Annotated in this window: 12 protein-coding genes; 3 read left to right on the forward strand and 9 right to left on the reverse strand. The window is 66.9% G+C overall.

Annotation, left to right across the window (positions count from 1 at the left end; translation table 11 throughout):
• Positions 1–8 precede the first annotated feature (8 nt).
• The 7 genes from ACNHKD_RS17645 to ACNHKD_RS17675 form a co-directional block, all read right to left on the reverse strand.
• Entirely contained in the window at positions 9–608 is a 600-nt protein-coding gene (locus tag ACNHKD_RS17645; protein WP_442754793.1) for a F0F1 ATP synthase subunit B family protein, read from the reverse strand.
• A 117-nt stretch (positions 609–725) separates the two neighbouring features.
• On the reverse strand, positions 726–950 hold the full coding sequence (locus ACNHKD_RS17650) for a F0F1 ATP synthase subunit C (protein ID WP_424361346.1): 225 nt from the start codon (positions 948–950) through the stop codon (positions 726–728).
• Between the two features lie 51 nt (positions 951–1001).
• Positions 1002–1769, reverse strand: a complete 768-nt coding sequence (locus tag ACNHKD_RS17655; protein ID WP_442754794.1) for a F0F1 ATP synthase subunit A — start codon at positions 1767–1769, stop codon at positions 1002–1004.
• 81 nt (positions 1770–1850) lie between these two features.
• The gene (locus tag ACNHKD_RS17660) at positions 1851–2174 is read right to left on the reverse strand and encodes an AtpZ/AtpI family protein (RefSeq protein WP_442754795.1); all 324 of its coding nucleotides are present in this window, start codon (positions 2172–2174) and stop codon (positions 1851–1853) included.
• Positions 2175–2657: 483 nt separating this feature from the next.
• Positions 2658–3677 (reverse strand): AI-2E family transporter, encoded by a 1020-nt coding sequence (locus ACNHKD_RS17665; protein ID WP_442754796.1) that lies wholly within the window; start codon positions 3675–3677, stop codon positions 2658–2660.
• Between the two features lie 236 nt (positions 3678–3913).
• On the reverse strand, positions 3914–4159 hold the full coding sequence (locus tag ACNHKD_RS17670; RefSeq protein ID WP_442754797.1) for a hypothetical protein: 246 nt from the start codon (positions 4157–4159) through the stop codon (positions 3914–3916).
• A 65-nt stretch (positions 4160–4224) separates the two neighbouring features.
• Positions 4225–7680 carry an AAA family ATPase gene (locus ACNHKD_RS17675; RefSeq protein ID WP_442754798.1) on the reverse strand — a complete coding sequence of 1152 codons (3456 nt, stop codon included), beginning with the start codon at positions 7678–7680 and terminating at the stop codon, positions 4225–4227.
• Positions 7681–7965: 285 nt separating this feature from the next.
• Here ACNHKD_RS17675 and ACNHKD_RS17680 point away from each other — a divergent pair, with 285 nt between their 5' ends.
• The gene (locus tag ACNHKD_RS17680; protein ID WP_442756928.1) at positions 7966–8505 is read left to right on the forward strand and encodes a gamma-glutamylcyclotransferase; all 540 of its coding nucleotides are present in this window, start codon (positions 7966–7968) and stop codon (positions 8503–8505) included.
• Between the two features lie 112 nt (positions 8506–8617).
• On the opposite strand, the gene ACNHKD_RS17685 is transcribed toward ACNHKD_RS17680, so the two are convergent.
• Together ACNHKD_RS17685 and ACNHKD_RS17690 are read right to left on the reverse strand one after the other, a co-directional pair.
• The gene (locus tag ACNHKD_RS17685; RefSeq protein ID WP_442754799.1) at positions 8618–9004 is read right to left on the reverse strand and encodes a hypothetical protein; all 387 of its coding nucleotides are present in this window, start codon (positions 9002–9004) and stop codon (positions 8618–8620) included.
• Between the two features lie 511 nt (positions 9005–9515).
• Entirely contained in the window at positions 9516–10448 is a 933-nt protein-coding gene (locus ACNHKD_RS17690; RefSeq protein WP_442754800.1) for a glycine--tRNA ligase subunit alpha, read from the reverse strand.
• A 150-nt stretch (positions 10449–10598) separates the two neighbouring features.
• On the opposite strand from ACNHKD_RS17690, the gene ACNHKD_RS17695 reads away from it, so the two are divergent.
• Both ACNHKD_RS17695 and ACNHKD_RS17700 read left to right on the forward strand, forming a co-directional pair.
• Positions 10599–11747: a DUF2778 domain-containing protein gene (locus ACNHKD_RS17695; protein WP_442754801.1), complete on the forward strand. Its 1149-nt coding sequence runs from the start codon at positions 10599–10601 to the stop codon at positions 11745–11747.
• 231 nt (positions 11748–11978) lie between these two features.
• Positions 11979–13076, forward strand: a complete 1098-nt coding sequence (locus tag ACNHKD_RS17700) for a DUF2778 domain-containing protein (RefSeq protein WP_442754802.1) — start codon at positions 11979–11981, stop codon at positions 13074–13076.
• The last annotated feature ends 99 nt before the right edge of the window (positions 13077–13175 follow it).

A 13175-nucleotide genomic window follows, 5' to 3' on the forward strand; every position in this document is an offset into this window, starting at 1 on the left:
GCGTCTCCTCAGTTCGCGGATTTATATTCGGCGGCGAGCCTGGCGCGATCGGCCGGCGCGCCGGTCAGCTTCTCGACGATCGACGCGGCGGCGTCGAGCGCGATCTCTTCGACATTGGCGAGAGCGGCCGACTTGGCGCTCGCAATGCGCGCCTCGGCGGCGCGGAATTTCTCGGCGGCCTCGGCCTCGGCGCGTGCGCGCTGGGCGCTCGCCTCGTCGGCGATCTTCTGCTGGGCCTCGCGGCCGATCGTCTGGGCCTCTTCGCGGCGCAGGCGCAGATTCTCGTCATTGGCGGCGGCGGCGGCCTGCGCCTTCGCCTGCATCTCGCGCGAGGCGTCGAGATCGTCGGCGATCTTCTTCTCGCGGTTCTCGATGATGCCGCCGACGCGCGGCAAGGCGAGACGCGACATGAGAATGTAGAGGAAGCCGAAGATCAGGGCGAGCCAAACGAGCTGCGGCGCGAAATTCTCGGTCTGGAAGGGCGGGAAGACGCCCTCGTGACGGGCTTCGCCGCCCGGCGCGCCGACCGACTCGTGCGTCGCTTGGGTTTCCTGCTCGGCCTCGGCGGCCTGGGTGGGGGCGGCCTGGGCGGAAGAGATGATCGCCATGGACATGATCCAAAGTCTTCGACGCGGCGCGCGGGATTCGAACGCGGAGCGCCTCTGCGGGGCGTGACGGCGCAAGGCGCGCGTCAAGCGCGCCTTGCGAAGATCTTCAGGAAAGGCTCAAGCCTTCAGATACAGCAGCAGCGCGATGACGAAGGCGAAAATCCCTAAGCCTTCGGCGAGCGCCGCGCCGATGATCGCGTTGGTGAACTGGGAAGCGGCCGCCGACGGGTTGCGCAGCGCGCCGTTGACGAAGTTGCCGAAGATAAGGCCGACGCCGATCGCCGCGGCGCCGGTGCCGATCGCGGCGAGACCCGCGCCAACCAGTTGCATTTCAGTAGCCATAGCACTCTCCTGCTTTCGTTGTCTGGGCGACGTTTTATTGTTGGATGTTTATCAGTGGCCCGGATGGATCGCGTCGTTGAGATAGACGCAAGTGAGGACGCTGAAGACGAAAGCCTGAAGGCAGGCCACGAGCAGCTCCAGCGCGTAAAGCGCGACGATGGCGAACAGCGGAATGGGCGCCAGCGCCTGATAGACGCCGCCGGCCGCGAGCAGCAGCACGACGAAGCCGCCGAACACCGCGAGCGTCACGTGGCCCGCGAGGATGTTGGCGAAAAGACGAATGGAGAGCGACACCGGACGCGACAGGAAGGAGATGATCTCGATCGGCACGAGGATCACCAGCACCGGCAGCGGCACCCCATGCGGCACGAAGAGGTTCAGGAAGCCGAAACCGTTCCGGTAGAAGCCGTAGGCGGTCACCAGCAGAATGACGAAAAGCGCGAAGGCGCCCGTCACGACGATCTGGCTCGTCACCGAGAAGGTGTACGGGATGAGGCCGATCAGATTGGAGATGAGGATGAAGGAGAAGAGCGAGAAGACGAAGGGGAAGAACTTCATGCCCTCCTTGCCCGCCGTCTGGCGCACCGTGTTGGCGACGAACTCGTAGAGCATTTCGGCGAGCGCCTGGAAGCGGCCCGGCACGATCGCCTTGCGCGAGGTCGCGACGATCATCAGAAGCACGACGCCGAGCGCCGCGAGCAGCATGTAGAGCGAGGCGTTGGTGAAGGAGGTCTCGAAACCCGCGACCTCATGCGGGAAGTAGCGGTGCAGTTCGAACTGTTCGATCGGATTCGGCGCGGCCGCTGCTTCGTTGCTCATCGTCCCTGCCCGGGCGTCTCCGCCCGGCCCTCGATTAAGGGCGCGAAACCGCGCCCTGGGTGTCGTTCCGATCGCGTGCGCTCAGGCCTTCGGCTTGGCGACGCGATAAATGTTCCAAAAGCCAGCCGCTATGCCGAGACCGAGTAGCGCGATCAACAGCCACGGCTTGGTCCCGAGCCATTCATCCGCCTTCCAGCCGATGAACCCGCCGACCAGCACCGCGCCCGCAAATTCGGCAAAAGCGTTGAGCCCGACGCTCAGCGCCTTGGACAGCCCCGATCGCTCGGGCGGCGGCGCCTCCTTGGCGAGTTGCTCTTCCTGGCGCCGCCTCAGCGCCGCGTTGAGCTTCTCGAGCCGCGCATTGAGCGCGTCCTGTTCGGCGTCCCGCTTGTCGTCGTCCGTCATCGCATCTCTCCTCCACGCCAGAAGCGGCGCGCAAAATTGAACGATGGCCGGGGACGGCTTGTTCGGGGGATTATCCGGTTCCGGGAGCGGCTGAATTCGAAAAAACCCGGCCTCTCGGCCAAGCCCTTTCGAGCCGCGCGCAACATATTGACGGGCCACGGTGAAGTCAAGGCGAGCAACCAGACAACCAAGATACTGATATTACTAAATATTTTAGCCTTGCGACAAATCGCGCGCCCAAACTTTTCGCAGTCGCGAAAGACGCCGCCGCATGCGGACGAAGCCTTCCGCGCCTCGGGGCCGGCCGTTCGCCCGGGACGACGCGGTCCATTTACGCCTGAAATTGCGAAGCAAAAGCGTTCACGTCAGGCGCGTCAGCCGGGAGCGCGCGGCGCAAAAGCAGGAACCGGCTTTCGCGAACAAAGCGCGCTCCGCGGTTCCTTGGATCGGCTTGTCCGCGCTCAGACGCGTTACGGCGCCGATCTAATCGCCGGCGACGGGATCGCCGGGCAAAAACGCTTCCTCGCCCAGCGTATCGCGCACATAGAGCTTGCTGACGACGACGAAGAGCATGACGGTGAGCGGGGCGGCGAGAATCATCGCGGCGATTCCGAACAGAGAACCGAGGACCGCGATGCTGATCAGCATGAGCGCGGGCGGAACGCGCACCAGTTTGCTTTGGATGATCGGCATCATGATGTTTCCGTCGAACTGGTGAATCGCGAAATAGGTCAACGCGGTCATCAGCACCGCTACGGGGCTGACGGTCGCCGCAACCATGACGGACGGAAAGATCGCCATGATCGGCCCGATATAAGGAACGAATTCGGCGAGGCCGGTAATGGCCCCAAGCGCGATGGGCGACGGGAGACCGATGAGCCAGACGGAAAATCCGCCGAGCAGACCGACGGAAACAATTTCGAACAACAGGCCGATGAGCCACAGCCGGAGCGCCGCGGCGAGATGCGAGAGAGTGTCGCTGGCGTTGGTCCGCCAGTTCGGCGGCAGCAGCAGCGTAAGCCCGTCGAGATAAAGCTCCGGCTCGCCGGCAAGGAAGACGCCGACGAACACAGCCGCCAATGTGGCCAGAAACGCCTCCCCGCTGACCCTGAAAATCTGCGCCAGGAAAGCGGCGGGCGAGAAATTCTTGCCAATATCGGGCAATAATCGATCGAGCCCCGCTCTCTCAAGCTGATCGGCAAGCGCCTGTCGCGCCTCTTCCGCGCGATGCAGAACCTCCTGAAACTCATCCGCGATCATCGCGCCGGAAAGATACGCCCCCGCGCCCAGAATCGCCGCGATCAGAAAGCCCGACAACATCAAGGCGAGGCCTCTCGGCAGGCGCAGAAAACGAAAGGGTTCGGCGACCAGATGGATCAGCGCCGCGACGAGCGCCGCGCCGGTCGCGAGCAGGACGACGCCGAACAGGCGCCACACAAGAAAAGGCAAGGACGCCAGGGCGATGAAAATGATCGAACGCCGGACGAATTCGGCTCTCCCCATGGAAGCTCCCCGACGCGGACCCGCTCGAACAAATCTGACGCAAGCAAAGCCGGAGCGCGCCTTGGAGGGCGCCGCCCACAGAGCGATCATCTAGAGCGCGCCGCGAAAAAGTGGGAAGCGGTTTTTCGCATGGGGCGCTCTCAACCTTGGAATCGATCACCTTGTCTGCGTTCAGGCGATTCCGCCCAAACGCAGCGTGATCCAGGGTAATAGCGGCGTAAGGCGAAGGCGGCGGATCAGGCGAGGAGCCGATAGCAGGCGGCTCCGAGCGCGAGAAGCGCCGCGGCGCCCCAGGCGGCGACGATGACCGCGGCCTTCGAGTAGCCGCCCTCCGGCTCGAAGAGGGGGGCCGAGATCAGCGCCCGCGCTTTCGCGCGCCGGAAGGGCGCCGCCTTGAGCAGGAGAAAACCGAGACCGTAAAGCGCCAGCGGCATGGCGTAGAAGATGAGTTCGAGGACGGCCTCGAACGCAAGACGAATCAAAAAAAAGAGAAGCTCCGCGAGAATTTCGAAGAGGACTTGGAATATGGCTTCCAAGGCGGCTGCGCTCAGCTCGCCAGCGCGAACTTCTCCGCCTGCTCCAGATCGACCGACACCAACTGCGAAATGCCGCGCTCGGCCTGGGTGACGCCGAAGAGCCGGTCCATGCGCGCCATGGTGATGGGATTGTGGGTAATCGTCACGAAGCGCGTGTCGGTCTTCTTGCGCATCTCGTCGACCAGGTCGCAGAAGCGCTCGACATTGTAGTCGTCGAGCGGCGCGTCCACCTCGTCCAGCACGCAGATCGGCGAGGGATTGGTCAGGAACACCGCGAAAATCAGCGACATGGCGGTGAGCGCCTGCTCGCCGCCCGAGAGCAGCGACATCGCCGCGGGCTTCTTGCCCGGCGGGCGCGCGAGAATGTCGAGCCCCGCCTCCAGCGGGTCGTCGCTCTCGATGAGCTGAAGCTCCGCCGAGCCGCCGTCGAAAAGGAGCGTGAACAGCTCCCTGAAATGCGCGTCGACCTTGTCGAAGGCGGCGAGCAGGCGCTCGCGGCCCTCCTTGTTGAGGCTGGCGATGGCGGCGCGCAGCTTCTTGATCGCCTCCGCGAGATCGTCGCGCTCGGCGATCATCTTCTCGCGCTGGGAATCCACTTCGGCGAGTTCGTCCTCGGCGCGCAGATTGACGGCGCCGAGGCGCTCGCGGTCGGCGCGCAGGGCCTCGAGCCGCTTCTCGATCTCCGCGATTTCCGGCAGCTCGTCGCCTTCCTTCACGCCGGCGAGATCGGCCAGCGCCGCCGGGGTCGATTCGAGATCGTGCAGGATCGCGCGCTCGATATCCGCGGCGCGCTGCCTGGCCGCCTCCAACTGCGCCTCGCTGCGGGCCTTCTCCTCGCGCGCGGCGCTCATGGCGTCGAGCGCGGCGCGCGCGGCGCGGTCGGCTTCGGCGAGGCGCGTCTCGGCGCTCGCGCGTTCGTCGGAAGCGTCGCTGCGGGCGGCCTCGGCGTCCTGCAGCGCATTCATCAGCGCGCGCCGCTGGTCGAGGAAAGCGTCGGGCGATTCGGCGAGGCGCTCCTGCTCCTCGCGCGCCGATTCGAGGCGCTCCTCCAGCTCGCCCAGCCGGTCCTGCGCGCGGTCGCGACGCTCCGCCCAGGAGGCGATCTCACGCGCAATGGCGTTGACGCGGGAGACGCGGGCGCTCGCCTCGTTGCGCAGGCTCGTCAGCGCGGCGCGGGCCTCGCCCGCCTGGGCGCGCTCGACCATGGCCCGCGCGCGCAGGCTTTCGAGCATGCCGGCGAGCGAAGCGGGCTCCTCCAGCGCATCGAGTTCGGCCAAGAGCTTGTCGCGCTTCTGACTCGCCTCGTCGCGATTGGCGAGCGTCCGGGCCTTGGCCTCCTCCAGCGCGGAGAGGCGCTGGCCGATCTGGGCGAGGCGTCGCTCGGCGGCGCCGTGCCGCTCGCGCGCCTCCTCCAGCCGGACGCGGGCGCGGCGCTGGGCGTCTCTGGCCTCGGCGTCGGCCATTGCGGCGAGCCGGGTGGCCTCGCGAGCGGATTCCAGCTCCTCGGCGAGGGCGTCGGCCTGGGCGCGGGCGATCCCGGCCTCCGCGCGGAGATCAGCGAGGCGGTTCTTTTCGGCGAGGCGGCGGGCGGCCGGGGTCGGGGCCTCGGCGGCCTGGGTGAAACCGTCCCAGCGCCACAGGTCGCCATCCTTGGAAACGAGCCGCTGGCCCGGCTTCAGGAGCTTGCGGAGATTTTCGCCCTCAGGTCGCAAAACGACGCCGATCTGGGCGAGGCGGCGGCGCAGCGCCGGCGGCGCCCCGACCATCTCGCCGAGCGAGCGCACGCCGGGCGGCAGCGGCGGATCGCCGGCGTCCGGCGTCAGCGCCCAATGGGCCGGGGCGGAGGTTTCGGCGGAGGCGTCGAGATCGTCGCCAAGCGCCGCGCCGAGCGCGGTCTCATAGCCCTTCTCGACCGTCATGCTTTCGACGACCGGCGCCCACAGCCCGCCCGAGGCGGACTGCAACAGATTTTCCAGCGTGCGGACTTCCGTCTCAAGCCGCTGCGCCTTCAGCGCCGCCTGCTCGACGGGCTGCCGGGCGGCCGCTTCGGCCTCGCGCGCCTCGCGCTGCGCCTCTTCGGCCATCTGCGCGGCCTCGTCGGCGACGCGCGCTTCCTCGGCGGCCATCTCGAAGGCTTCAGCGAGCCGGGCGGCCTCCTCGGCGCCGCCGCCCTGCCCGGCGATAAGGGCGAATTCCGTGTCGAGCCGGGTCAGCTCCGCCTCGAAGCGGGCGATGCGGCCCGTCTCGTCGCGCAGCGCCGATTCCATCGTGGCGCGGCGGGCGTTGACGCCGGCGAGCTGCTGCTGCGCGTCCGAGAGCTGCGACTCGGTCCCGGCGAGCGCCGCCTCGATTTCGGCGAGGCGCTCCTTCGCCTTCGCCTCCCGCTCGCCATCCGACGAATCGGCGCCGAGCAGCTCCGCGCGCTCTTCTTCGAGCCGTTCGGCCACCTGCGCGGCGTCCTCGATCAAGGCGCGTTCGCGCTCGAGGTCGCGCATGAACTGCTCGATCTGGCGCGCCAGCTCGGAAATGCGCTGCCTCGCCCGCTCCTCGTCGGCCTCCAGCGCCTGGCGCGCGGCGACGAGGCGATGGACGGCGGCGCCCGCCTCGGCTTCCTTTTCGCGCAGCTTCGGCAGCTCATGGGCGGCGATGGCCTGGCGCTTTGCGGCCTCGGCCTGCTCCAGCGTGCGGGCTTGAACGTTGAGAACGTCCGATTCGAGCTTCTGCGCGGCGTCGCGCAGACTGTCCGACGCGATCTGGTAGGAGACGAGCGCGACCAGCGCCTCGTTCTGGCGGATCCTCGCGGCGAGCTCCCGATAGCGCGACGCCTGCCGCGCCTGCCGGCGGAGGCTGTCGCCCTGGCTCTCGACCTGCTTCAGCACGTCTTCGAGGCGGGTGAGATTTTCGGAAGCCGCATTAAGGCGCAACTCGGCTTCGTGGCGGCGGGTATGGAGGCCCGCGACGCCGGCGGCGTCTTCCAGAATGCGACGCCGCGCCTGCGGCTTGGCGTTGATGATCTCGCCGATCTGGCCCTGCCGCACGAGAGAGGGCGAGCGCGCGCCGGTGGCGGCGTCGGCGAAAAGAAGCTGAACGTCCCGGGCGCGGACTTCCTTGCCGTTGACGCGATAGGTCGAGCCCTGCTCGCGTTCGATGCGGCGCGTGACCTCGATCATGTCCGAGTCGTTGAAAGCCGCCGGCGCCAGTCGCGCGCTATTGTCGAGAACGAGCCCCACTTCCGCGAAATTGCGGGCGGCGCGGGAGCCGCCGCCGGAGAAGATCACGTCGTCCATCCCGGACGCGCGCATGTTTTTGTACGAGTTTTCGCCCATGACCCAGCGAAGGGCCTCGACGAGATTCGACTTGCCGCAGCCGTTTGGCCCGACCACGCCGGTGAGCCCCGGCTGGATCAGGAAATCGGTCGGTTCGCAGAAGCTCTTGAAGCCGAGAAGTCTCAGGCGTTCGAATTTCATGACTTAAAAATGCGCCACAAAAGAATGACGAATGCAAGGAAACCCCAGCAATATGTTGTGGGAAGAATGACAGGCGCCTGAGCGCAAAGGCTTATCGAAGAGGGCGGCGCTCCTGTCGGGCTGGCCGGCGCCGTCCCGCCTGGAGGTCGGCGCGCCCTTTTTCTGTTGCATTGCAGGGGATCGCCCGAAAAAATACCGGGGCGCGAGGCGAATCGATCGAGGGACAGATTGCCGGCCACGAATTGCTGCGACGAGGATCTCTGGGTTTTCGGCTATGGCTCGCTGATGTGGCGGCCGGGCTTCGCCTATACCGAAAGCGCGCTCGCCTGGATTCATGGCTATCACCGCTCTCTCTGCATCTTTTCCCACATTCATCGCGGCACGCCCGAGCGGCCGGGGCTCGTTCTCGGGCTCGACAAGGGCGGATCGTGCCAGGGCGTGGCCTTCCGCGTCGCGGCGCAGGATCGCGAACAGACGGTTTCCTATCTGCGCGAGAGGGAACTCGTGACCTCTGTCTATCTTGAAAAGACGGTCGGGATTCGTTTCGCGGAAGGCGGCTGCGTCAATGCGCTCGCCTATGTGGTCGACCGCAGCCATCGCCAATATGCGGGACGCCTGCCCTATGACGAGATGACCCGCCTCGTGGCCGAGGGCGTTGGGGTCAATGGCGACAATCCCGCCTATGTGCGCAACACCTACGAGCATCTTCTCCAGCTCGACATTCACGACGAAGAGCTCGCGGAGGTCGTTCGGCGTCTCGACGGATGCTCCTGCCGCGCCGCGCCGCCGGGGCAAAAAAAGGCCGGGGCGAGCCCCGGCCATTAGAAGACGCCGCATACGCTGAACGCGCTTACCCTTTACGCCACGCGGAACTGACGCTCACGCAACGCCTCGTAGACAAAACGCACGCGACTCACGCAACGCCACGCAAACACACTCAATTCAGCAGCGATCCCGCAAGATCGCGAAGCGCCTCCGCATCCGGGCAGAAATGAACGTGCCATTCGGCGACGCCGAGTTCATGAGCCAGTCGCCGTAAGGTCGAGGCCGGACGTTCGCCGGCAAAAAACAGGCAGGCGGGCCGCAGCGCCGCCCCATCGCGCGCCACGCCGATGATCACGCCATTCTGGACGTCCGAGACGAAGCCTTCCTCGCCACGCTGGAAAACCGAGCAGACGTAGCGGCGGCCCGTGGCGCCGCGCCAGGAGAAGAAATGGCCGCGCAGCGCATCGGAACCGGCAAGGGAATCGAGCTCCTGCCCGCGCAGATTCAGCGCCTTGCCGGCGCGACGCAGAGGGGAAACCGTGAAATTGCACCGTTGCATGACAGCCCTGCTCCAGAGAGCGAAACTAGAACATCATTAGAACAAACGCAGCACATCGTCAAGGCGCGCGCCCGCCGAAACCTCGGGTTCCTGGGCAAGACTCCGGCAGGCGCGCTCCGCGTCGCGAAAGAAGCGACGCAAGACGGTCGTCCGTCTCGCCGACCTTTATGCCTGGCGCCGCATCGAGCGGATGTGCGGCAACGCGCATGACAGAATCCGAACACAACCCTGACTTTGAGATGGCGTATGCCCCGCCTGTTTCAAGCTGAGACATCGTGAGAAATGCGCGACTGCGACATTTTTTCGCGCAGGTCAAGAAATTTCTTTGAAATTAGCGACGGTTAGGCGAAATCACATCTTTTTCGAGGCGAATTCGGGGCGCAGGCTGCGGCGCAGTAGCCCGCTTTGCCAGGCCAATCGGGAGCGCTAGCTTGCATGCCGAAGCCGAGCGGGCGGCGCGCCTGTCGAGATTTGCGAAGCCGGCGAAACGCCGAATATTATCGCGTGAGGTTCACGCATTCGCGCCGCCGCCCGCCGTCTTCAGCCACGCCGCGCCGCAGGCCTTCGCCAGCTCCCGCACGCGCAGAATGTAGCTCTGGCGTTCCGTCACCGAAATCACGCCGCGCGCGTCGAGCAGGTTGAAGGCATGGCTCGCCTTGACGCACTGGTCATAGGCCGGCAGGACCATGCGGTGCATCTCGTCGCCGGAGCCCGCGCCGAAATCGAGGAGGCGCTTGCATTCGGCCTCGGCGTCCTTGAAATCCTCGAAGAGTTTCGCCGTGTCGGCCGCCTCGAAATTATGCCGCGAATATTCCTGCTCGGCCTGCAGGAAGACATCCGCATAGCTGACCTTTTCGGCGCCGTCGCGGCCGTTGAAGTTCAGCTCCATGATGCTGTCGACGCCCTGCAGATAGCAGGCGAGGCGCTCGAGTCCGTAGGTCAGCTCGCCTGCGACCGGCGCGCATTCGAAGCCCGCGACCTGCTGGAAGTAAGTGAATTGCGACACCTCCATGCCGTCGCACCAGCATTCCCAGCCTAACCCCCAGGCGCCGAGCGTCGGGCTCTCCCAATCGTCCTCGACGAATCGGATGTCGTGCAGCTTCGGATCGACGCCGATCGCGGCGAGCGAATTGAGATAAAGCTCCTGCAGATTGGCGGGCGACGGCTTCAGGATCACCTGGAACTGGTAATAATGCTGCAGGCGGTTGGGGTTTTCGCCGTAGCGCCCGTCCTTGGGGCGGCGGCAGGGTTGCGCATAGGCGGCGCGCCACGCCTTGGGACCGAGCGCGCGCAGCGTCGTCGCCGGATGAAACGTGCCCGCGCCCATCTCCATGTCATAGGGCTGCAAAATGACGCAGCCCTGCGCCGCCCAGTAATTCTGCAAAGTGAGAATCAGGCCCTGAAAGGAGCGCGTCGGGGAGAGATAGTCGGCGTCGGGGATCATCTTGGCTTCCTGTAGCGTCGCCCCAAGCAGTTACGGTCGCCGCGTCGCGGGGTCAATGGCGCCGGACTCGTTCCAATTTGAACCAAATCGTCGGGTCGCGGGAAAGCGCTTGGCAACCATTCCGAAAGTCCCGCGCGCTAGCGTCCGGACATGCGTACCGTTTTGTATCCTCGCGTTCCTGCCCTTCGCGGCGCCCGCCGGATCGTTCCGGCTCTGGGCGCGCTGCTGACCGCCCTGCTCGCCGGCGGGCTGCTCTTTCCGCAAACTCCCGTCGATCCCACGCCCGACGCGGCCGAAGCCGCGCCGAGCGGCGGCATGATCGGCCTGCGCGGCTCCTATCTCTCGGATATCGGCCCGCACCGGCCCGGCGCCTTTGCGCCCCGCAGCGCGGCGAAACCGCACAACGTCTTCGTCGCCTACGCTGAGGCGGCGCCCGCGGCGAAGAGTTTCGATAAACCGGAGGCGGCGCCCCTGCCGCCGACGCGCCCCGTCGAGCTGCGCGCGGCGCTCCCGGAGCCCGCCGCCGAAGCGCCCGTCTTCGCGGACGTTCCCACGCCGCCGCATCGGCCGGCCGAACTCACGATCGCTCTGAAGCCCGAGCCGCCCCAGGAACAGCGCCGCGAAGCGGCGGCGGCGACTCCCGTCCCGGCCGAGCCTGTCCCCGCAGCGCCCGCGCCGGCGCCGCGCCAGGTCGCCCGCCAGGAGGCCCAGACCGCGCGCACGACCGTCGTGCCGTCGGCGCCCGCCGACAATCGCGGCTTCTTCGAGCGGCTCTTTGGCGGCGCCCCCCAGGCCGCGGCGCCGCAGACCGTCAATCGCCGCGAGGCGATGGCCTACGCCTCGGCGAACGATGCGGGCGGCCTTTTCGGCGGCTTGCGCAGCGCCGTCGCGCCGGCCAATCCGGCGGCGCGCTTCGACCGTTACACCGCCGTCTACGACATATCGGCGCGCACGGTTTACCTGCCCAACGGCGCGCGGCTCGAAGCGCATTCGGGCCTGCGCGAGCATCTCGACGATCCGCGCTACGTCCATCTGCGCATGCGCGGCCCGACGCCGCCGCATGTCTACGAGCTGGCGCCGCGCGAGGCCCTGTTCCATGGCGTGGAGGCGCTGCGCCTCAATCCGGTCGGCGGCGGCGGAGCCAAAATCTACCATCGCGCCGGCCTCCTCGCGCACACCTATATGCTCGGCCCCAATGGCGACTCGAACGGCTGCGTGTCCTTTCGCGACTATCAGGCCTTCCTGAACGCCTACAAGCGCGGCGAAATTCGGCGCCTCGCGGTCGTCGTCCATATGTAACATACGGGTGGAATTTGATTTTCTCGCCCGTGTGCGCCTCAACGCCTTCACCGAAGCGCCCGCTCACAGCCAGGATTTCGCCTAAATCCAGCCCAAGCAAGGCCGCGATGCTTTTCCAAAGTGTTGCTGCGGCGTACTTGCGCGCCGAAAGCTGAGCCCCCGAGAAGTGATTCGCGTAATCCGACGGGGATCCCAGTCGAAAGGCGCGGCGCAAAGATCATTCGGGGGCGGATGGTGAAACATACCCACACGCTACATGGCTTTCTGTCTCGCGATCGCGGCCGGCTGTTCGCCTATACGGTTTTAGGCGCGGGGTCGCTTTCCCTGAGCTTGCTCGCCTTCTGCCACGGGCTTCACCGTCAAACGATCCCTCCGGCCGTCGCCGCCGCGCCACAAGCGACGCCGGTCATGAATCCTTATGGACCGATGGTCGTCGGCCTGGGCCCCTGGGCGCGCACCGCCGCCGCGACCGCGCCCGAGCTGCTCCCGACCCAGCAGGCGACGTCGGCGGCCAGCAAATCGGAGCCGGCTCAGCCCCCAGCGACGGTCGCCGAAGCGACGTCCTCTTATCCCGAGGCCGACGTTCCGCTGCCGCCGCGCCGTCCGGCGGAGCTGAAGACGCTCGCGAGCCGCGCCGCCGAGCCCGCGCCCCAGCGCGAGGCGGCGCTCCCGGCCCAGCCCGCGCCGGCGGCCCAAGCCCCGGTCCCTGGCGACAACCGCAGCTTCTTCGAGAAAATTTTCGGCGGGGCCGGGACCGAGCCGCAACAGCAGGCCGCGCAGCCGCAGACCGCGCCCACGGGCCGCAACGCCCGCCGCCAGCAAGCGGCGCCGGTGCAGCAGGCCATGGCCTACGCCCCGCAGGAGCCGACGAGCGGCGGGCTTCTCAGCGGCTTCTCCAGCGCCGTCGCGCCGGCGGCTCCGCTCCAGTCCGTCTTGGGCGGCCAGTCCCCGCGCCCGGGCGCCGGAACCGCCGTCTACGACATCTCGGCCCACACGGTTTACATGCCCGACGGCACGCGGCTCGAAGCGCATTCGGGCCTGCGCGAGCATCTCGACGACCCGCGCTTCGTGCATGTTCGCATGAAAGGCCCGACGCCGCCGGCCGTCTACGTGCTCTCCCCGCGCGAGCAATTGTTCCACGGCGTGGAGGCCCTGCGTCTCACGCCGAGCGGAAGCGTCTATGGCCGCGCGGGGCTTCTCGCCCACACTTATATGCTCGGCCCGAACGGCGACTCTAATGGCTGCGTCTCCTTCCGCGACTATCAGGCTTTCCTCAGCGCCTATAAGCGCGGCGAGGTGAAGCGGCTGGTGGTGGTCGCGCGGATGTAACGGGCGCCGAAGCCGTGGAAGCTCTTGAAGCCGGCCTCTCTGGCCGGCTTCCGCTTTTTTGCGCTCTTGTCCGAAAAGGCGGGTCGAATGCGCCCGGCG

This window comes from Methylocystis sp. JAN1 (genome assembly GCF_052186135.1).
Lineage (GTDB): Bacteria > Pseudomonadota > Alphaproteobacteria > Rhizobiales > Beijerinckiaceae > Methylocystis.

Excerpts from the sequence above, each read along its gene's own strand:
- ACNHKD_RS17660 (WP_442754795.1), bottom strand. The coding sequence starts at position 2,174 with ATGACGGACGACGACAAGCGGGACGCCGAACAGGACGCGCTCAATGCG.
- ACNHKD_RS17685 (WP_442754799.1), bottom strand. The coding sequence starts at position 9,004 with ATGCAACGGTGCAATTTCACGGTTTCCCCTCTGCGTCGCGCCGGCAAG.
- ACNHKD_RS17650 (WP_424361346.1), bottom strand. The coding sequence starts at position 950 with ATGGCTACTGAAATGCAACTGGTTGGCGCGGGTCTCGCCGCGATCGGC.
- ACNHKD_RS17695 (WP_442754801.1), top strand. The coding sequence starts at position 10,599 with ATGCGTACCGTTTTGTATCCTCGCGTTCCTGCCCTTCGCGGCGCCCGC.
- ACNHKD_RS17655 (WP_442754794.1), bottom strand. The coding sequence starts at position 1,769 with ATGAGCAACGAAGCAGCGGCCGCGCCGAATCCGATCGAACAGTTCGAA.
- ACNHKD_RS17675 (WP_442754798.1), bottom strand. The coding sequence starts at position 7,680 with ATGAAATTCGAACGCCTGAGACTTCTCGGCTTCAAGAGCTTCTGCGAA.
- ACNHKD_RS17665 (WP_442754796.1), bottom strand. The coding sequence starts at position 3,677 with ATGGGGAGAGCCGAATTCGTCCGGCGTTCGATCATTTTCATCGCCCTG.
- ACNHKD_RS17700 (WP_442754802.1), top strand. The coding sequence starts at position 11,979 with ATGGTGAAACATACCCACACGCTACATGGCTTTCTGTCTCGCGATCGC.
- ACNHKD_RS17690 (WP_442754800.1), bottom strand. The coding sequence starts at position 10,448 with ATGATCCCCGACGCCGACTATCTCTCCCCGACGCGCTCCTTTCAGGGC.
- ACNHKD_RS17645 (WP_442754793.1), bottom strand. The coding sequence starts at position 608 with ATGGCGATCATCTCTTCCGCCCAGGCCGCCCCCACCCAGGCCGCCGAG.
- ACNHKD_RS17680 (WP_442756928.1), top strand. The coding sequence starts at position 7,966 with ATGTGGCGGCCGGGCTTCGCCTATACCGAAAGCGCGCTCGCCTGGATT.